This window comes from Brevibacterium sp. OS20, assembly GCF_056837565.1.
This window is the reverse complement of record NZ_CM166367.1, coordinates 2,772,387-2,790,604: the sequence shown is the minus strand read 5'-3', so window position 1 is coordinate 2,790,604 and position 18,218 is coordinate 2,772,387. Positions and strand designations below refer to the sequence as shown.

The window sequence follows — 18,218 nt, the reverse complement described above, 5'->3', positions numbered from 1 at the left end:
CGGGGCCGGTCCTTCTGTGTTCAGATGAGTCCGACTGCCACCAGGAGCACCAGCACCAGAGTCACCCCGATGACGCCCCGGCTCCATCGAGTGCTGACGTCCTCGGCAACGCCGGACGGACCTCTTCGCGCAGCCGTTCCAGGGGCATGGGCCTGAGCATGCTCCCATCGACGCAGCAGCTCGAACGCGGGGTGATTGTCCAGAGACTCCGGTCGCGTTCCGCCGGTCAGTCCGGAATCGATCTTCCGTCGCGGCATTCCGGGGGCGTTCCACGGTCGAATGGTGCGTTCGACCCCCTCCGCCGAGGCGGTTTCGATCGTCACGACAGAACCCAGCCGAATATCACGGATTCGGGTGAACGGCACCGTCGTCGTACGCAGGATCTCCCTGACCTCCACCTCGTCGGTTCCGACGACGAGAGCCGGCCGCCAGAGGACGATGAACGCGAGCCAGCCGATGAGTACAAGCCCTGGACCGAAACGGCCGACGGTGTCCCACGCCCCGCGCAGCAGCGCGTCGCCGAGGAGGAAAGCGAGGAACGCCCACACGATGACCGTGATGATGGGGCCGCTGCGTTGTCTCAGGATGATCGGTGCACTCACCAGCCCAGCCTATCGGCTCTAGGATGTAGGTCACACGACTTCAGGAGAGGAACACAATGCGCATCGTCGTTCTCGATGACTATCAGCAGGTGGCAGGCACGTTCGCGGACTGGAGCGGTCTCGACGCCGAGGTCGAGTTCATCGATCGTCCCATCGTCGACGACGAAGACCTCGTGCAGGTCCTCTCCGGCGCCGAGGTGGCTGTGGCGATGCGAGAGAGAACCGCCTTCACCGCCGGCCGGCTGGAACGGCTGCCGGACCTCCGTCTGCTCGTGACCACGGGACGGGTCAACGCCTCCATCGACGTGGAGGCGGCGCGTGCGCAGGGGATCGTGGTCTGCGGAACCGAGTCGACCACCTCGGCGACACCGGAGCTGACCTGGGGACTCATCCTTTCCGTTCTGCGCAGCATCCCGGCCGAGGACGCCGCTGTCCGAGGCGGCGGCTGGCAGTCGACCGTCGGGGGAGACCTCGATGGGCACCGCCTCGGCGTGGTCGGTCTGGGACGTCTGGGAACGAAGGTCGCGCGGGTCGGTGCGGCCTTCGGAATGGACGTCGTGGCGTGGAGCCAGAACCTCGACGCGGAACGGGCGGACGCCCTGGGCGTGCGCGCGGTGAGCAAGGACGAACTGTTCTCCACCGCGGACGTGGTGACGATCCACTACAAACTCAGCGACCGCAGCCGAGGACTCGTGGGAGCCGCCGAACTTGAGACGATGAAGCCCGACAGCATCCTCGTCAACACCTCGCGCGCCGGACTCGTCGACACCGACGCGCTCATCACCGTGCTGGAAGCAGGTGGGATCCGTGGGGCCGGACTCGACGTCCACGACGAAGAGCCGCTGCCGGCGGACCATCGCCTGCGCAGCACACCGCGCACTGTGCTCACCCCGCACCTGGGGTACGTCACCGAAGACACCTATCGGATCTTCTTCACTCAGGCAGTCGAGGACATCGCCGCCTGGATCGCAGGAGAGCCGATCCGCGTGCTGGGCTGAGCCGACTCGAATACGCCAACGGATATGGTGAGGTGGGAGAGGCGCCACACAACTCGGCTCCTCCGTGCGAGAACTATGAACGAAAGCAGAGGCACAATGGTCGACCAATCCGACAGAGACGACGGAGAGAAGACAGTCCTCGACGCGAGTCTGGAGGTCTTCCGTGCCCACGGGATGACGACGATCTTCGGAAATCCGGGATCGAACGAACTGCCGTTCCTCGCAGGACTGGGCGACGACTTCCGGTTCGTCCTCGGTCTGCACGAGCAAGTCGTCGTCGGTATGGCCGAAGGCTTCGCACGGGCCACGGGAGGGCCGGCGTTGGTGAATCTGCACGCCGCCTCGGGGTCGGGCAACGGCATGGGGGCGTTGACGAACGCCCACTACGGCCACGTTCCGCTGGTCGTCCTCGCAGGTCAGCAGGTGCGCCGCACCGTCGGTCAGGAGACGATGCTCGCCAGCGTCGATGCCTCGATGCTGCCCGCCCCGCTGGTGAAGTACTCGCACGAGCCGCTGTCGGCCACCGACGTGCCGCGCACGCTGTCGCAGGCGGCACTCGAGGCAACCACCCAGCCGAGTGGTCCCGTCTATGTGTCCGTTCCGCTCGATGACTGGGACGAACCGGCACTACCCGACGACGCACTGTTGGCGAAGCGTTCGGTGACGACGGCAGGAACCATGCCGGAGTCGCTGCGCCGCGAACTCACGGACGTCCTCGACGGGGCACAGAACCCTGCCCTCGTCCTCGGCCCGCAGGTCGATGCCGCCGCAGTGGCTGATCCGACGGTCTATGAGGACGCAATGGTGCTGGCCGAACGCCTGAACGCCTCCGTCTACGTCGCACCCTCACCAACGCGGTGCCCGTTCCCGACCACCCATCCGAACTTCGAAGGCGTCCTGGTTCCGGGCATCCGATCGGTGCGCGACCGATTGTCCGGCCACGACGTCGTGCTCGTTATGGGAGCCGCCACGTTCCGGTACCACCGCTGGGAGCCGGCGAACTATCTGGCGCCGGGCACCGAGGTCATCCAGATCACCCAGGACCCGCGTGAGGCGACACGGGCACCGTTCGGCCGCGCCGTCGTCGCGGACGTCGCGACCGCGCTCGCCGACCTCGCTGCAGCGACGACGGATCGAGGAACTCGCCGAGGCGACCGTGGGTCTCGAATCGTCACCTCCCCGCCGCGGTCAGAGCAGGGAATGACCGGCACCGAGGTGCTCGCCGTGCTCAACGATCATGTCGACGACAGCGTCGTGTACGTCAATGAGACGACCACCCTCGACCTCGACTACCTCGAGCGGATCGTCATCGACAGGCCGGGCATGTACCACTTCCCGGCCTCGGGAGGGCTCGGCTTCGGGCTGCCGGTCGCGCTGGGTTTGGCGATCGGCGACCCGGAGAAGACCATCGTCGCCACCGTCGGTGACGGGTCGGCGAACTACGGGCTCACAGCTCTGTACACGGCCGCCCAGTTGGGCACGAAGACGATCTTCATCATCGTCAACAACTCCGGCTACGGTGCGCTCTCCGGATTCGCCGAACGGATGGGCGTCCCTGACACACCGGGGCTGACCCTGGGCACGATCGACTTCGTGTCGTTGGCGCAGGGCTACGGTGTCCCGGCCAGCCGGACCACGACTCGCGAGGAGTTCGACGCGGCCTACCGTGAAGCGCTGCAGGCCGACGGACCGGTGCTCATCGACGCCGTCGTCCTCGGCGTCGACGGGCGGACGGTGGCGTGACAGAACGACGAAGCCGCCGGAGAGTCGGAACTCTCCGGCGGCTTCGTCATTGGTCGACCTGACTGCCCAACCGGCCACGTCGGTCACGATCGTTGGTCGGGGTGGGCCGCCTCGGCGAGGTTTTGGTCGAACCTGAACGGGTCAGTTCACCTCGGCGGGATCGGCCGAGACGCGGCCGCCGTTTTCGAGCGCGTCGATGGCTGCCACCTCGGCGTCGGTGAGTTCGAAGTCGAAGACGTCGAAGTTCTGCTCCATGCGGTCGCGGTTGTTCGACTTCGGGAAGACGACGTGACCCTTCTGCAAGTGCCAGCGGATGATCGCCTGAGCCCAGGACTTCTCATGGGCGGCGGCGATCTCACCGATGACGGTGTTCGCGTAGTCGACCTTGCCCTGGCCCAGCGGACCCCAGGCTTCGATCTTGATGTCGTGCTCGGCGAGCAGCGGACGGGTCTCGACCTGCTGGAACTGCGGGTGGACCTCGATCTGGTCGACGGCCGGGATGATGCCCGTGTCGAGGATCTCCGGCAGGAAGCGGTGGTCGAAGTTCGAGACGCCGATCGAGGTGGTCAGGCCCTGGTCGCGGTAGCCGGGGAAGGCCTCCCAGGTCTCGACGGAGTTCTTGTTCGCCGGGGTCGGCCAATGGATGAGGTAGAGGTCGACATGGTCGAGGCCGAGCTTCTCCAGGGATTCTCCGAGGGCCCGCTTGGATTCCTCCGCACCGTGGCGGTCATTCCACAGCTTGGTCGTCACGAAGAGTTCGTCGCGGGAGATCCCGGACTTCGCGATGGCCCGGCCTACGCCTTCCTCATTGCCGTAGACGGCAGCGGTGTCGATGTGGCGGTAGCCGACTTCGAGGGCGTCGGTGACGATGCGTTCGGTCTCGTCGGGGTCGACCTTGAAGACGCCGAATCCCAGCTGGGGGATCGTCTTACCGTCGTTGAGAGTGAGTGTGGGAACCGTCATGGTGCCGCCTTTCGTCACGTATGCACTGGTCAGGACGGATCCGAGGCTGATCGGGTCCGCCGGTTCGGCACCCGGTGAGGGCACCGAACCGAGCGTATAACGTCACCGGGCCCCGGAGCATTCCATGGACGGTCAGCTTCTGCCCTCGTCCTGTGCGCGCTTCTTGCCCGTGGACTCTTCGGCGGCGATCTGGGCTTCGTCGAAGACCGAAGGAGCACCGGTGCCGGTGTCGGTCTCGTCCTCGCGGCCCGGGGTGTGCAGATTGAACTTGATGATCGCCCACCGGAACAGGAAGTAGTAGATGACGGCATAGGCCAGGCCGATGACCAGCAGAAGCAGGACCGGCCCGATGCCGCCGGACAGTTCCGACGCTCGTCCGAGGTTGAGCAGATAGTCCAGCGCACCGGCCGAGAAGCCGAATCCGGATTTGATGCCGAGCGCATTCACCAATGCCAGAGATGTGCCGGTGAGCACGGCGTGGACCGCGTAGAGCGGGAATGCGACATAGGCGAAGGCGTATTCGAGCGGCTCCGTGATTCCGGTGATGAAGGCGGTCAGCGCCACCGAGAGCATGATGCCGCCGACGACCTTGCGGCGCTTCGGGTGGGCGGTGCGATAGATCGCCAGGGCCGCGGCCGGCAGCGCGAACATCATGATCGGGAAGAAGCCGGTCATGAATGACCCCGTCCAGTCGGCCGTGCCGTCCACACCGGAGAAGAAGCAGGTGATGTCGCCGTGTGCGGTGTCCCCCGAGGAGGTGGTGCACGAACCCAGTTGGAACCAGGGCAGGTTGTTCAGCAGATGGTGCAGTCCGAAGGGGATGAGGAGACGGTTGATCGTGCCGAAGACGAAGCCTGTGCCCGGGTTGGCTCCGTGCTCCATGAGGAAGCCGCCCACGCCCTTGTTGATGAGGGCGTCGAAGACAGGGTAGATGAGCGCCATGATCACGGCGATGACCATCGACGCGACCGCAGTGACGATCGGGACGAAACGGCGACCGCCGAAGAAGCCGAGGTAGGTCGGCAGCTTGATCCGGTGATAGCGCTGATAGAGCAGGGCGGTGATGATGCCGACGACGATTCCGCCGAGCACTCCGAAGTTGATGACGTTCTCGCCCTCACCGTTGTCCGAGCCGAAGCCCGGAGCCATGGCGGTGAAGACTCCGGTGAGGACCATATAGCCGACGACGGCGGCCAGTGCCGTGGAGCCGTCGGCCTTCTTCGCGAAGCCGATGGCCACACCGACGGCGAAGATCAGCGGCAGGTTGTCGAACAGAGCCGAACCGGCGGCCGCGAAGACCGTCGCCACCGGCAGCAACCAGTCCGCGAACTGGCCGAGTCCCTCGGCGCCGAGCATGTCCGGCTGGCCGAAGCGCATGAGCAGGGCCGCGGCCGGAAGCACGGCGATCGGGAGCATGAGGGAGCGCCCGACGCGTTGGAGCTGGGCGAACCCTGGTATCGCCTTCCTGCGCTTCTTCGGTGCCTCAGCGGATGCGGTGGTCATCGGATTCCTCCTCGGAAGTGGGGCCGTCGGTCACGAGTCGCCGTAGACTTGTGACGCAGATCGCAGAACGTGAAATCGACGCCGGCGCGTGGACGCCGGAGATGAAGGTGACAGACATGGACAAAGCAGCACAGATCCTCGCCGGACTGGGCGGTGCCGACAACATCGACGACATCGAAGCGTGCATCACTCGCCTGCGCGTCGAGGTCGACGATGACTCTCTCGTCAACGAACAGGCGCTCACGGCAGCCGGTGCTTTCGGTGTGGTGGTGCAGGGAAGCGCGGTCCAGGTCGTCGTCGGTCCGGAGGCCGACAACCTCGTCGATGACATCGAAGACCTCATGGGCTGAGTCACGTCTTCGTCTCCTCTGCTCGCCGATGAGCATCTGCTGGTCGACAGTGATCCTTGTCTGTAGTCTGAGGTCAGTCTAGGCGAAGTACAACTGATTTTGGAGAAAGGCGGCCTGCTGGCTATGGCAGTCACGATCGCTGCACCCATCACCGGCACGGTGATCCCATTGACGGAGGTTCCCGACCCCGTCTTCGCAAAGGCGCTCGTCGGCCCCGGAACGGCCATCGACCCCGGCGAGGCCGCGACCCTGACGGTCACAGCTCCTGTCGCGGGAAAGCTGACGAGCCTCAAACCCCACGCCTTCGTCATCTCCCACCGACCCGATCAGGGTGTGCTCGTCCACCTGGGCATCGACACCGTTCACCTGAAGGGAGGGGGTTTCACGCTCCGTGCCGAGGCCGGGCAGCAGGTCGAGGCCGGCGAAGAGATCGTCGTCTGGGACTTGGCCGCCGCCCGTGAAGCGGCGAAGTCCGTGGTCGTTCCGGTCGTCGTTCTCGAAGCCGACGCCGAAGACCTGTCTCTCGCCGAGGCGGGGCCGATCTCGGCCGGCGACGTCCTCATCCGAATCGGCTGAGGACGTCCGAGTCAGCTGAGGCGTCTCACTCCGCGAAGAGGGTATGAACCTCGCCCGTATGCTCGCGTCCGCCGAGCGCGGTGAGCTCAAGGACGACGGCTGAGCCGATGACCTCGGCGCCGAGATCGGCGACCAGGGACTGGGCCGCTGTGAGCGTTCCGCCGGTGGCGAGGATGTCATCGATGAGCAGCACGCGCTCGCCCTCCTTCAGAACATCGGGACCTTCGATCGTGGCAGGGCCGTATTCGAGCGTGTACGACACAGCAGCCGCTGGGCGGGGGAGCTTTCCGGCCTTGCGGATCGGCAGGATTCCGACTCCCGTCATCGCGGAGATGGCACCCGCGAAGAGGAAGCCACGGGCCTCGAGCCCGCCGACGATATCGAACTGACCTGCGAAAGGTTCGATGAGCGCCTCGGTGACGGCCCGCATCGCCGGACCATCGGCGAGCAGCGGGGAGATGTCGCGGAAGACAACTCCCGGTTCGGGATAGTCAGGAATTGAGGTGATGAGGCTCTGGGCGCGGCCGAGATCAGATTGAGTCACGGCACAACGATACTCGGTGACGCCATTGTGCCCTCAGCGCGGATCGGCACAATGGGAGGGTACAGAAGACCGTCGTGGATCGGAGGAGCAGTGACATCGGATGCGACGCGCGATCGAATCGCCGAGGCATTCGCCCGGGTTCCGCGCGAACCGTTCCTGCCAGTGGCAGAACGACAGAATGCCTCCGACAACGTTCCGTTGCCGATCGGGCTGGGGCAGACGAATTCGCAGCCGAGCACCGTCGCGGACATGCTCCGGCTGCTTGATCCGCAGCCGGGGGACACCGTCCTCGACCTCGGATCGGGGTCCGGGTGGACCTCGATGTTGCTCGCCGTCCTCGTCGGTCCGGCCGGGCGGGTGCTCGGGGTCGAACGCCATCCCGGGCTCGTCGAATCCTCGCGGGCGGCCATCGAAGCCGTCACCGCCGATCCCGCAGACCAAGAGACCCTCGCCGAGGTGACCATCCACGAAGCCATTCCGGGTGTCCTCGGTCTCCCTGCTGAGGCGCCGTTCGACCGGATCCTCGTCTCCGCCGGGGCAGAATCACTGCCCGACCAGCTCGTCGATCAGCTGACCGTCGGCGCCACCATGGTCATTCCCGTCGCAGGGGAGATGCTCCGCGTCGTTCGAGACGGTCCTGGCTCCGACGAGCTGACGATCACTCGTCACGGCCGGTATCGGTTCGTGCCGCTGATCATCGGGTGACCTCACCACTGCTTCGCTTCCGCCAGCGGATGAACCAATTGATGATGATGAAGAGCGCAAAACCGACGAGTGGCACCAATATGAATAGGTCCACTCCGTCGGTGAACGCTCTCCACGACCAGTTGAGAATCGGGTGGCCGAGAAGTGCTTGGGTGATGGCCAATGCGCAAACTGCAATGATGAGACCAGCCCCACTCAGCATGCCCGACAGCGTCGTGGCTTCGAATTCTTTCAGCGACGGAATCTCCAGTTCGGCTCGGTGTTTGCGCAGGTGGCGTTGGGCTGCTGCGCGCGGCAGATCGAGATTGGTCACAAAGATGAGGAGAAGCCCCGCAAACCACAGTCCAGAAGCGATCAGCAGCATCCCCACCACCGCGGCCATCGCCCGGCCGACTAGGAATCCGAGGGCGACGGCGTCTCCGATGATCCGTCGTTCGTCGGCGGCGTCGTCAGTCTCGTTGGTTGTGCCGGTCGCGTTGACCTCAGTTTCTGCTGAGGACTCGGCGTCGGTCGGGTGCTCGGCCGCAGCTTCCTTATCCGATCCAGTGACCAAGGGCGTCCTCCTCGTCGATTCGACTCGTCTTATATACAGCAACATACTTTGCTGGAACTGATGAGTCGACCACGCTGGTGATGGTGAAGGGACGGAAGTGGGACGGCAGGAGGACGGGAGGACCTCACACGAGTGAGTCGCGCCAGGCCTGATGCAGCTGTGCGAACTTCCCTGTGCCGGAAATGAGTTCGTCGGGTGTGCCGTCCTCGATGATCCGACCGGATTCCATGACCAGCACGCGGTCGGCGATCTCGACGGTGGACAGGCGGTGGGCGATGATGATGGCTGTCCTGCCTTCGAGCACCGTGGCCAGGGCGTTCTGCACCAGCCGCTCGGACGGGATGTCGAGGTGCGCGGTCGCCTCGTCGAGGACGACGACATCCGGATCGGCGAGGAACACCCTGGCGAAGGACACGAGCTGACGCTGGCCAGAACTCAACCGGCCGCCGCGCTTCTTCACATCCGTGGCATAGCCCTCGGGCAGCCGGCGGATGTACGCATCCAAGCCGACCGCGGTCGCGGCCGCCACGACATCGTCATCGCTGGCGCCCGGATTGCCGATGCGGATGTTGTCGGCAATGGTGCCGGCGAAGAGGAACGACTCCTGCGTCACCATGACGACCGACGATCGCAGCTGTGCATCGTCGAGGTCACGCAGATCCACCTCGTCGAGGGTGATCCGTCCAACGCTTGGATCGTAGAAGCGGGTGACGAGCTTGACCAGGGTCGACTTGCCCGCGCCGGTGGCGCCGACGAGCGCGACGATCTGTCCCGCCGGGATGTGGAGATCGAAGCGGGGGAGGACGTCGGGGCCGTCGGAGTAGGCGAAGCGGACGTCGTCGAGATCGAGGGCACGACCGCTGGCAGCCGCGTCACTGGTTGCGTGCGCAGGCAGAGCCTGCGGCTGGGTCGGTTCGACCACCTCGGGGTCGGTGTCGAGCACCGCCGCGATCTTCTCCAGCGCCGCCGAGGCGGACTGGTAGAGATTGAAAGCCTGAACGAGTTCATCGAGAGGACCGTAGAAACGACGCAGGTAGAGGATGAAGGCGGCGAGCACGCCGATCTGCGTCCACCCCTCGATAACGAGCCACGCACCGATGACGATGATGACCGTCTGCGTGACGTTGCCGATCAGCCGCGTCCACCCGGCGAACCAGGCCACTCCGCGCAGGGCATCCGTGTTCGCATCCCGATACCGGGCATCCTGATCGCTCAAGGTCCCGCGCCGCTCGGGCTGACGCCGGTACGCCTGCACGGCGCGGATGCCGCCCATCGTCTCGACGAAGTGGACGATGACCTTCGCGATCGACGTCCGCGTACGCCGGTAGGCGCTGCGCTGAGTCGAATGCGCCGCCTTCGTGATGAAGAACAGCGGCACGAATCCAGCGAAGACGACGATCGCCAGCGGCACATCGAGGACGACGAGGGTGACGGCGATGAAGAGCATCTGCAGCACCGCCAGCGCCGTGTCGAAGAGCGAATACGACAGGAACTGCTGCACCGATTCCATGTCCGAGGTCTGCCGGGACACGAGCCGACCCGAGGTCGACTTCTCGTGATAACCCAGGTCAAGACGCTGAACATGGGTGAAGACCCGCTCGCGCAGGGTGAAGAGGATCCGCTGAGCGGTGATCCCGACGAGCCTGGTCGACGTGAACGCCAAGATCGCCGAGGCGATTGCTGAGACCACGAAGAGCGTGACCGCCCGGATCAGGGGATCCATATCGCCGTCGATGGCTGCGGGCACACCTCGATCGAGGGCATCAGCGATGAACACCGGCCCGATGACCATCAGCGCAGCCGTGAGCACGACGATGACGGCGAGGAAGACGGCCATCGCCAGGTGCGGCCTGACCAGCGACATCAGCAGGGTGCGGGCCTTCTTCGCAATGTCCGGCGGCAGCGACTCGATCTCGTCGTCGCTGTCGAGACGTGGCATGCTCATGGTGTCCCTCCTTCCTTCGCCGAGGCGGCCGCACCCGGATACGTGTGTGCATCGGCTTTCGCGCTCGCCCCCATGAGTTCGCGGTAGAGCTTCGAGGACTCGAGCAGCTGTTCGTGGGTGCCGAGCGCTGCGATCCGGCCCTCGTCGAGCACCGCCACCACATCGGCCAATGCCGCTGTGGATGGGCGGTGGGCGATGATGAGAGTCGTCGAATCCGGCAGGATCTCCCGCAGGGCCCGCTGCACCCGATCCTCGGTGTCGACGTCGACGGCCGAGAGCGGGTCGTCGAGAACGAGGATGCGCGGACGCCCGATGACCGCACGAGCCAGAGCGAGGCGCTGACGCTGACCGCCGGAAAGCGACAGTCCCTGTTCGCCGACCTGCGTATCCAGACCATCGGGCAGTCGGGAGACGAAATCCTTCGCCGCCGCGATCTCGAGGGCCTCCCAGATCTCTTCCTCGCCCGCGCCCGGGGAACCCATCTCGACGTTCTCGGCCACGGAAGTCGAGAACAGGATCGGGTCCTCGAAGGATACGGACACGAGGTGACGCAGCTCGTTCACCGGCATGTCTCGGATATCGACGTCGTCGATGCTCACCGTGCCGGCAGAGACGTCCTGAAGCCTGGGCACCAGAGACGCCAGAGTCGTCTTCCCCGAGCCGGTTGCCCCGACGAGAGCGAGAGTCTGACCGGGCTCGATGGTGAGATCGAGACCGCGCAGGGTCAGTCGCTCGGTATCAGAGAAATGGAAATCGACGTCGTCGAAGCGCAGCTTCCCGCGGTAGTGGCCGACTTCGGGAGCATCGTCGACACCGCCGTCGGTATCGGTGATGTCATGGCGGATGTCGATGACCTCCCAGTACCGTCCTGCGGCGGTCAGCGCCATGAGCGCATCGGCGAGCAGGAAGCCGAGCATCTCGATGGGCATCCGCAGCACCATCGAGATCGTCACGGCCGCCACGACCGTGCCGATCGTCGTCCAGCCCTCGATGACACCCCACGTGCCGACGGCGACGATCGCGGCCTGAGCCAGGGTCGGCAGCAGCAGGAGCACGCTCCACAGCCAGGAGTCGAGCTTCGCTTTGCGGATCTCCAAGGATTTCAGCCGGGTGGAGATCTCGGAGAAGCGCTCGGCGGCCCAGGGGGAGCGTCCGAACGACTTGAGGATGCGGATGCCCTGGATGGACTCCTCGACGTCGGTGGTCAGTTCGCCCATAGTGTCCTGCGACCGACGGGAGGTCTCCCGATAGTGCTTCTCGAAGACGGCGACCGCGATGATCGCCGGCACTGCCATGATGATCATGATCAGACCGAAGACGGGCTGCATGATCACGAGCATCACCGTGCCGACGGCGAGCACGATCGGTGTGGAGAGGAGGAACGGGAGCCCGAACGCGAAGAAGCGACGCAGCTGAGACAGATCATTCACCGCGCGCGAGAGGAGCTGGCCGGACTCCCAGGAGTCGTGGATCGCCACCGAGGTGTACTGCAGACGATCGAACAGGCGCGAACGCCACGTCACCTCCCAATGGGAGACGACGGGAGCGACGACCATGCGCCGTGCCCACATCCCGACAGCCTCGGCGATGCCGATGAACAGGACCCCGAGGACCGGCAGCCACAGGCCCGACAGATCGCGGTGGGCGATGGGTCCGTCGACGATGTAGCCGGTGATCACGGGGACGATGAGCTGGATTCCGTTGGCCAGGAGAGTGAGGACGAGCACGAGGACGTACACGCCGATGCGGGAGCGGAGGTCAGGCCAGAAACGGAGGAGGGGGCGCACGAGAATCCAGCCTAGTCGCAGACTGTGATCTATTCCACGAATCCGGCAAACAGGCTTCCCGTTTCTCTGTGCGCTGAAAATTGAGGTCGAGCGGAACGGCGGTGGGGAATGGGGACGCTGTGCCGCCTCGGCGAGTCTCGCCTGGCAATCATCGTCGGTCTCGAATGTCGGGACGAACGTTTGCGAGGTTTGACACCCTCGAGTGCTGCGGGGAACTATTGAGGCATGACTCACCTTCTTGTCGTCGTTATTACCCAGCGCGCGGATCTTCCGTAGCCTGTCGAGACGACACGTTCCGCGCGCCCCTACCGAATCCGGAGGGGCTTTTTTAATGCGGAGATGAGAAGGAAACCCAGGAAGGATAGGAATCGATGGCAGCCAAGCCCTCGACCGCGAAAGACACGGGCACTCAACCCGCGTCCGCACCGGTCACAGCCACACCGTCCAGCATTCGCCGCAACACCGGGCCGGAGGTCCTCACCGGCGCACAGGCGATCGTCCGCAGCCTCGAGAAGCTCGAGGTCGACACGGTATTCGGGCTTCCCGGCGGAACCATCCTTCCCACCTACGACCCGCTGTTCGAGACGGACAAGATCCGTCACATCCTCGTCCGTCACGAGCAGGGCGCCGGCCACGCGGCCGAAGGCTATGCGGCCGCATCGGGCAAGCTCGGCGTGTGCATCGCCACCTCGGGTCCGGGCGCGACGAACCTCATCACGGCCCTGGCCGATGCGCACATGGACTCCGTGCCGATGCTCGCGATCACCGGTCAGCAGGCCTCATCGTTGCTCGGCACCGACGCCTTCCAGGAAGCCGATATCGTCGGCATGACGATGCCGGTGACCAAGCACAGCTTCCTCGTCACCCGTGCCGAGGACATTCCGGCGGCGCTCGTCAACGCCCACCACATCGCGACCACCGGCCGTCCCGGCCCCGTGCTCGTCGACATCACCAAGGATGCGCAGACCGGCACGGCCCCGTTCGTCTGGCCGGAAGAGCCGGTGCTGCCCGGCTACCGCCCGATCCTCAAGCCGCACGCCAAGCAGATCCGCGAGGCCGCACGCCTGATGTCCGAGGCTCAGCGCCCGGTGTTCTACATCGGCGGTGGAGTCATCCGCTCGGAGGCCGAGAAGGAGCTGCTGCGCCTGGCAGAGGCCACGAACATCCCCGTGGTCACCACGCTCATGGCGCGCGGAGCCTTCCCCGACTCGCATCAGCTGCACTTGGGCATGCCCGGAATGCACGGCAGCGTGCCTGCCGTCACCGCCTTCCAGAAGGCCGACCTGCTCATCGCCATCGGTGCCCGCTTCGACGACCGCGTGACCGGCAAGCTGGACTCGTTCGCGCCGAACGCCCAGGTCATCCACGCCGATATCGACCCGGCCGAGATCGGCAAGAACCGAGAGGTCGATGTCGCCATCGTCGGCGATGCCCGCGAAGTGCTCGCCGAGATGCTCGCAGAGATGCGCAGCAAGTTCCCCAAGGCTCTGGAGCGCCAGCGCGAACCGTGGTGGCGCTTCCTCAACCGTCTCAAGCAGACCTACCCGCTCGGCTATGAGACGCACGGCGAACTGTGCGATCCGCAGTACGTCATCTCCCGGATCTCTGCGCTCACCGGCCCCGAGGCGGTCTATGCCGCAGGCGTGGGGCAGCACCAGATGTGGGCCGCTCAGTTCATCGAATTCGAACGCCCCAAGTCCTGGCTGAACTCCGGCGGGCTCGGCACCATGGGCTACTCCGTGCCCGCGGCCATGGGTGCGAAGGTCAGCCAGCCCGACCGCGTGGTGTGGGCGATCGACGGTGACGGCTGCTTCCAGATGACGAATCAGGAGCTGGCCACCTGTGCGCTCAACAACATCCCGATCAAGGTCGCGATCATCAACAACTCGTCGCTGGGCATGGTCCGTCAGTGGCAGACCCTGTTCTACGACGGCCGCTACTCGAACACCGACCTCAACACCGGGCACGAGACGATCCGCATCCCCGACTTCGCCAAACTGGCCGAAGCCTACGGCTGTGAGGCGATCCGCGTGGACCGCAACGAGGATGTCGACGCCGCGATCGAGAAGGCGCTGTCGATCAATGACCGACCGGTCGTCCTCGACTTCACGGTCCCACCGGATGCGATGGTGTGGCCGATGGTCGCGGCAGGCGTGTCGAACGATGAGATCGAGTACGCCCGCGGCATCCGTCCCGAGTTCGACGGAGAGGGCGAAGAGGAGGCCGAGGCTGCCATCGCCGAGGCCGGAGCGAACGAAGACGGCACGGTGCGTTCCGTGGCTCAGATCGAAGGAGGCCTGGAATGAACAGCAGCCGACACACACTCTCTGTCCTGGTCGAGAACAAGCCCGGCGTGCTCACCCGGTTCACCGGGCTCATCGCCCGCCGCGGCTTCAATATCCACAGCCTCGCCGTCGGTGTGACAGAACATGAGGAGCTGAGCCGGATCACCGTCGTCGTCGACGTCAACGACGTTCCGCTGGAACAGGTGACGAAGCAGCTGAACAAGCTCGTCAACGTCATCAAGATCGTCGAACTCGAACCTGAGTCCTCGGTGCGCCGTGCGCACATCATCTACAAGGTGAAGGCGAATGCGGCCACACGACCCCAGGTCGCCTCGGCGGTGGAGATGTTCCGCGCGAAGATCGTCGACGTCGGACCCGACTCCGTGAGCATCGAGGCCACCGGTGAGCTCGGCAAGGTCGAAGCCCTGCGCGAGGTCCTCGAACCCTTCGGGATCAAGGAGATCGTGCAGTCGGGAACCGTGGCCATCGGCCGCGGGGCGAAGTCGATCACCGACCGCGCACTGCGTGGCTGATTTCGCGTTCCAACTTGTGGAACCCCGCTCATCTCAATACGTGAACAGCAGTACCGAACTGTGAAACAATGGGGACATCACCCCGTAACCCGAAGGAGCTAGAACTATGGCAGCAGAACGCTATTACGACGACAATGCAGACCTGTCGATCATCCAGGGCAAGAAGGTCGCCGTCATCGGCTACGGCAGCCAGGGCCACGCCCACTCGCTGAGCCTGCGCGACTCCGGCGCCGAAGTCCGCATCGGCCTCAAGGAAGGCTCGGCCAGCCGCGACAAGGCCACGGCAGAGGGCCTCGAGGTCGGCACCCCCGCCGAGGTGGCCGCATGGGCCGATGTCATCACCATCGCCGCACCCGACCAGGTTCAGGCCGAGATCTTCAACAATGAGATCAAGGATCAGCTGGCTCCCGGCAAGACCCTCGTGTTCATCCACGGCTTCAACATCCGCTACGACTACATCAAGGCTCCCGAGGGCGTCGACGTCATCATGGTCGCACCGAAGGGTCCCGGCCACGTGGTTCGTCGTGAGTTCGTCGACGGCCGCGGTGTGCCCGTGCTCGTCGCCGTCGAGGTCGACGCCTCCGGAAAGGCCTGGGACACCGTGCTGTCCTACGCCAAGGGCATCGGCGGCCTGCGCGCCGGCGGCATCAAGACCACCTTCACCGAGGAGACCGAGACCGACCTGTTCGGTGAGCAGACCGTGCTCTGCGGCGGTGTCTCGCACCTCGTCCAGTACGGCTTCGAGACCCTGACCGAGGCCGGATACCAGCCCGAGATCGCGTACTTCGAGGTCCTCCACGAGCTCAAGCTCATCGTCGACCTCATGGTCGAGGGCGGCATCGCCAAGCAGCGTTGGTCCTGCTCCGACACCGCTGAGTACGGCGACTACGTCTCCGGCCCGCGGGTCATCACCCCCGAGGTGAAGGAGAACATGAAGGGCGTCCTCGACGACATCCAGAACGGAAAGTTCGCCGAGCGCTTCATGAACGACCAGAAGAACGGCGCACCGGAGTTCAAGGAGCTGCGTGCCAAGGAAGAGCAGCACCCGATCGAATCCACCGGTCGCGAGCTGCGCAAGATGTTCGCATGGCTCAAGGACTCCGACGACGACTACACCGAGGGCACTGCCGCTCGCTGAGTCGGAATCATCGGCTGAGTCTCAACCTCGCCGAGGCGGCCCCAACGCTGCGATGCTGTGACCGCCCCAGCTGGGAGAGCTGAGAGAAGGAGCCCTGGACACCATTCGGTGTCCAGGGCTCCTTCACATTCACAGATCTCGGCTGGTCAGACGGCCGGTGCTGTCGCTCTGGCAGCCGGCTCGCCCGGTCAGGCGGCCAGCCGGGCAGCGCGTCTGGCGGCTTGGATCTGCGGATCCGGCAGGGGAGCGGATTCGATGAGCTCCTTCGTATACGCCTGCTGGGGCGCAGTGAGCACTTGAGCGCTCGTGCCCTGTTCGACGATCGCTCCATGCCTGAGCACGACGACGGTGGAGGCGAGCTGCTCGATGACTGCAAGGTCATGACTGATGAACAGACAGGCGAAATCGTGGACCTCGTGGAGTTCGGCCAGCAGACGCAGCACCCCGCGTTGGACCGAAACGTCGAGCGCGGACGTCGGCTCATCGGCGATGAGCAGCTTCGGATCCAGAGCGAGTGCCCGCGCAATGGCCACACGCTGACGCTGACCACCGGAGAGCTCGTGCGGATAGCGCTCGGCGAAGTCACCGGGCAGCTGCACATCGTCGAGGAGCGCAGCCACGCGTGCGTCGATCGTGTGAGAATCGAGGCGACGATGGACCCGCAGGGGCTCGCCGATCTGAGAACCGATGGTCCGCCGCGGATTGAGTGCGCCGCGTGGGTCCTGAAAGACCACACCGATATCGGCGCGGCGACGTCGCTGAGCCCGGTTCGGGCGGGTGGACACGGCCTGACCGTCGACGAAGACCTGACCGCTGCTGAGCTTCTGCCCGCCGGTGAGGACAGTGGCGATCGTCGACTTCCCGGAACCGGATTCGCCCACGAGTCCGGTGATCGAACCGGCAGGAATCTGCAGGTCGATGCCCTCGATCGCGGTGACCGGGCCCGCCGAGCTCCTGTGCACGACTGTGGCAGATCTGAGCTCGGCGGCGATTGCCGGAGCAGTTGATCCATCTGGTGCTGTCGATGCATCCGGAGCGCTGGATGAACCGGTCTCCGGTTTCGACCTTCCAGATCCGAAGTCACCGAGGCGGGGGACCGCAGCCAGCAGCTGGCGCGTATATTCTTCCTGCGGGTCCGAGAACAGTTCGTCGACCTTGCCCTGTTCGACGATGCGACCGTTCTTCATCACGGCCACTTCGTCGGCGATATCGGCGACGACACCCATATCGTGGGTGATGAGGAGGACGGCCTGCCCTTCCTCAGTCGCTTGGGAGCGGAGAAGGTCGAGGATGCCCGTCTGGACCGTGACATCGAGAGCCGTCGTCGGTTCGTCGGCGATGAGCACACGCGGGGCATTGACCGTCGCCAAGGCGATCATCGCTCGCTGCAGCTGACCACCCGAGAGCTGATGCGGATAGGCTCGCATGATCCGGTCCGGGTCGTCGAGGCCGACCTTGACCAACTGGGCTCGTACCCGGTCTCTCACCGATGTTTCGGCAGCAGATGCGGCACCGGCCGTCGCCTCCGCACCTCCAGCGGGTTCTGCTCCACCCGGCGAAGAGCCCGCGCGGTGACGGTGAGCACGAACCGCCTCGGCAATCTGATGACCGAGGCGGAACATCGGATTGAACGCGCTCATCGGCTCTTGGAAGACGACGCCGATCTCCGCCCCACGCACTCCGCGCAGCCCAGTGGGGTCGAGCCCGACGAGTTCACGGCTGTCTGCAGCTGTACCGGTTAGGCCCGCAGAGCTCAGAAGCACGGACCCCGTCTGCTCCGCGCTTCCTGCCAAGCCGAGTGCAGCCAGTGCGGTCACGGACTTGCCCGAACCGGACTCGCCGACGAGGGCGAGGATCCGGCCGGGAACGAGGTCGAAAGACACCTCACGGGTGATGACCTTGGGCCCGAACGACACGCTGTGGTCACGATAGGACAGTGCAGCGCGGTCAGTCGGAACGGTCTCAGGCGACGGCGCAGAATCGGCAACCATGG

General features: G+C 65.2%; 16 protein-coding genes. 8 read left to right on the top strand and 8 right to left on the bottom strand.

Features of this window, described 5'->3' with window-relative positions:
* Positions 1 to 20 precede the first annotated feature (20 nt).
* Positions 21 to 602: a YdbT family protein gene (locus ACVZTU_RS12505; RefSeq protein WP_180345618.1), complete on the bottom strand. Its 582-nt coding sequence runs from the start codon at positions 600 to 602 to the stop codon at positions 21 to 23.
* Between the two features lie 56 nt (positions 603 to 658).
* Between ACVZTU_RS12505 and ACVZTU_RS12500 the strand changes: the two genes are divergently transcribed.
* The gene (locus tag ACVZTU_RS12500) at positions 659 to 1,600 is read left to right on the top strand and encodes a D-2-hydroxyacid dehydrogenase family protein (RefSeq protein WP_482400503.1); all 942 of its coding nucleotides are present in this window, start codon (positions 659 to 661) and stop codon (positions 1,598 to 1,600) included.
* A 96-nt stretch (positions 1,601 to 1,696) separates the two neighbouring features.
* Positions 1,697 to 3,343, top strand: a complete 1,647-nt coding sequence (mdlC, locus tag ACVZTU_RS12495) for a benzoylformate decarboxylase (RefSeq protein ID WP_139468879.1) — start codon at positions 1,697 to 1,699, stop codon at positions 3,341 to 3,343.
* A 141-nt stretch (positions 3,344 to 3,484) separates the two neighbouring features.
* Here the strand turns inward: mdlC and ACVZTU_RS12490 are convergent, their stop codons facing one another.
* Positions 3,485 to 4,306: an aldo/keto reductase gene (locus ACVZTU_RS12490; protein ID WP_139468878.1), complete on the bottom strand. Its 822-nt coding sequence runs from the start codon at positions 4,304 to 4,306 to the stop codon at positions 3,485 to 3,487.
* Positions 4,307 to 4,438: 132 nt separating this feature from the next.
* Complete coding sequence (locus tag ACVZTU_RS12485) at positions 4,439 to 5,809, bottom strand: PTS transporter subunit EIIC (protein WP_139468877.1); 1,371 nt, start codon at positions 5,807 to 5,809, stop codon at positions 4,439 to 4,441.
* Here ACVZTU_RS12485 and ACVZTU_RS12480 point away from each other — a divergent pair.
* Together ACVZTU_RS12480 and ACVZTU_RS12475 are read left to right on the top strand one after the other, a co-directional pair.
* Positions 5,797 to 6,159, top strand: a complete 363-nt coding sequence (locus ACVZTU_RS12480) for a PTS sugar transporter subunit IIB (protein ID WP_139468876.1) — start codon at positions 5,797 to 5,799, stop codon at positions 6,157 to 6,159. The genes ACVZTU_RS12485 and ACVZTU_RS12480 overlap by 13 nt on opposite strands.
* Before the next feature lie 123 nt (positions 6,160 to 6,282).
* The gene (locus ACVZTU_RS12475) at positions 6,283 to 6,735 is read left to right on the top strand and encodes a PTS sugar transporter subunit IIA (protein WP_139468875.1); all 453 of its coding nucleotides are present in this window, start codon (positions 6,283 to 6,285) and stop codon (positions 6,733 to 6,735) included.
* A 25-nt stretch (positions 6,736 to 6,760) separates the two neighbouring features.
* On the opposite strand, the gene ACVZTU_RS12470 is transcribed toward ACVZTU_RS12475, so the two are convergent.
* Positions 6,761 to 7,279 carry an adenine phosphoribosyltransferase gene (locus tag ACVZTU_RS12470; RefSeq protein WP_139468874.1) on the bottom strand — a complete coding sequence of 173 codons (519 nt, stop codon included), beginning with the start codon at positions 7,277 to 7,279 and terminating at the stop codon, positions 6,761 to 6,763.
* Positions 7,280 to 7,369: 90 nt separating this feature from the next.
* Between ACVZTU_RS12470 and ACVZTU_RS12465 the strand changes: the two genes are divergently transcribed.
* Positions 7,370 to 7,984, top strand: coding sequence for a protein-L-isoaspartate O-methyltransferase family protein (locus ACVZTU_RS12465; protein ID WP_248283984.1), 615 nt, complete (start codon positions 7,370 to 7,372; stop codon positions 7,982 to 7,984).
* Here ACVZTU_RS12465 and ACVZTU_RS12460 read toward each other — a convergent pair.
* The 3 genes from ACVZTU_RS12460 to ACVZTU_RS12450 all read right to left on the bottom strand — a co-directional run bounded on the left by ACVZTU_RS12460 (position 7,974) and on the right by ACVZTU_RS12450 (position 12,269).
* Positions 7,974 to 8,537 carry a hypothetical protein gene (locus tag ACVZTU_RS12460; protein ID WP_139468872.1) on the bottom strand — a complete coding sequence of 188 codons (564 nt, stop codon included), beginning with the start codon at positions 8,535 to 8,537 and terminating at the stop codon, positions 7,974 to 7,976. The two genes, ACVZTU_RS12465 and ACVZTU_RS12460, sit on opposite strands and share 11 nt — an antisense overlap.
* Before the next feature lie 124 nt (positions 8,538 to 8,661).
* Entirely contained in the window at positions 8,662 to 10,482 is a 1,821-nt protein-coding gene (locus ACVZTU_RS12455) for an ABC transporter ATP-binding protein (RefSeq protein ID WP_139468871.1), read from the bottom strand.
* The gene (locus ACVZTU_RS12450; protein ID WP_248283983.1) at positions 10,479 to 12,269 is read right to left on the bottom strand and encodes an ABC transporter ATP-binding protein; all 1,791 of its coding nucleotides are present in this window, start codon (positions 12,267 to 12,269) and stop codon (positions 10,479 to 10,481) included. The genes ACVZTU_RS12455 and ACVZTU_RS12450 overlap by 4 nt, the downstream gene beginning before the upstream one ends.
* A gap of 371 nt (positions 12,270 to 12,640) precedes the next feature.
* On the opposite strand from ACVZTU_RS12450, the gene ACVZTU_RS12445 reads away from it, so the two are divergent.
* The 3 genes from ACVZTU_RS12445 to ilvC all read left to right on the top strand — a co-directional run bounded on the left by ACVZTU_RS12445 (position 12,641) and on the right by ilvC (position 16,225).
* Positions 12,641 to 14,575, top strand: coding sequence for an acetolactate synthase large subunit (locus tag ACVZTU_RS12445; RefSeq protein WP_139468870.1), 1,935 nt, complete (start codon positions 12,641 to 12,643; stop codon positions 14,573 to 14,575).
* Complete coding sequence (gene ilvN / locus ACVZTU_RS12440; RefSeq protein WP_139468869.1) at positions 14,572 to 15,087, top strand: acetolactate synthase small subunit; 516 nt, start codon at positions 14,572 to 14,574, stop codon at positions 15,085 to 15,087. Before ACVZTU_RS12445 ends, ilvN begins: the two co-directional genes overlap by 4 nt.
* Positions 15,088 to 15,193: 106 nt before the next feature.
* A complete protein-coding gene (ilvC, locus tag ACVZTU_RS12435) occupies positions 15,194 to 16,225 on the top strand; it encodes a ketol-acid reductoisomerase (protein ID WP_101544534.1) in 1,032 nt (343 codons plus the stop codon).
* 188 nt (positions 16,226 to 16,413) lie between these two features.
* Here the strand turns inward: ilvC and ACVZTU_RS12430 are convergent, their stop codons facing one another.
* Positions 16,414 to 18,216 carry an ATP-binding cassette domain-containing protein gene (locus ACVZTU_RS12430; protein WP_139468868.1) on the bottom strand — a complete coding sequence of 601 codons (1,803 nt, stop codon included), beginning with the start codon at positions 18,214 to 18,216 and terminating at the stop codon, positions 16,414 to 16,416.
* Positions 18,217 to 18,218 lie beyond the last annotated feature (2 nt).

Coding starts and splice junctions, on each gene's coding strand:
- ACVZTU_RS12490 (WP_139468878.1), bottom strand. CDS start 4,306: ATGACGGTTCCCACACTCACTCTCAACGACGGTAAGACGATCCCCCAG.
- ACVZTU_RS12445 (WP_139468870.1), top strand. CDS start 12,641: ATGGCAGCCAAGCCCTCGACCGCGAAAGACACGGGCACTCAACCCGCG.
- ilvC (WP_101544534.1), top strand. CDS start 15,194: ATGGCAGCAGAACGCTATTACGACGACAATGCAGACCTGTCGATCATC.
- mdlC (WP_139468879.1), top strand. CDS start 1,697: ATGGTCGACCAATCCGACAGAGACGACGGAGAGAAGACAGTCCTCGAC.
- ACVZTU_RS12455 (WP_139468871.1), bottom strand. CDS start 10,482: ATGAGCATGCCACGTCTCGACAGCGACGACGAGATCGAGTCGCTGCCG.
- ACVZTU_RS12500 (WP_482400503.1), top strand. CDS start 659: ATGCGCATCGTCGTTCTCGATGACTATCAGCAGGTGGCAGGCACGTTC.
- ACVZTU_RS12430 (WP_139468868.1), bottom strand. CDS start 18,216: ATGGTTGCCGATTCTGCGCCGTCGCCTGAGACCGTTCCGACTGACCGC.
- ACVZTU_RS12485 (WP_139468877.1), bottom strand. CDS start 5,809: ATGACCACCGCATCCGCTGAGGCACCGAAGAAGCGCAGGAAGGCGATA.
- ilvN (WP_139468869.1), top strand. CDS start 14,572: ATGAACAGCAGCCGACACACACTCTCTGTCCTGGTCGAGAACAAGCCC.
- ACVZTU_RS12475 (WP_139468875.1), top strand. CDS start 6,283: ATGGCAGTCACGATCGCTGCACCCATCACCGGCACGGTGATCCCATTG.
- ACVZTU_RS12480 (WP_139468876.1), top strand. CDS start 5,797: ATGCGGTGGTCATCGGATTCCTCCTCGGAAGTGGGGCCGTCGGTCACG.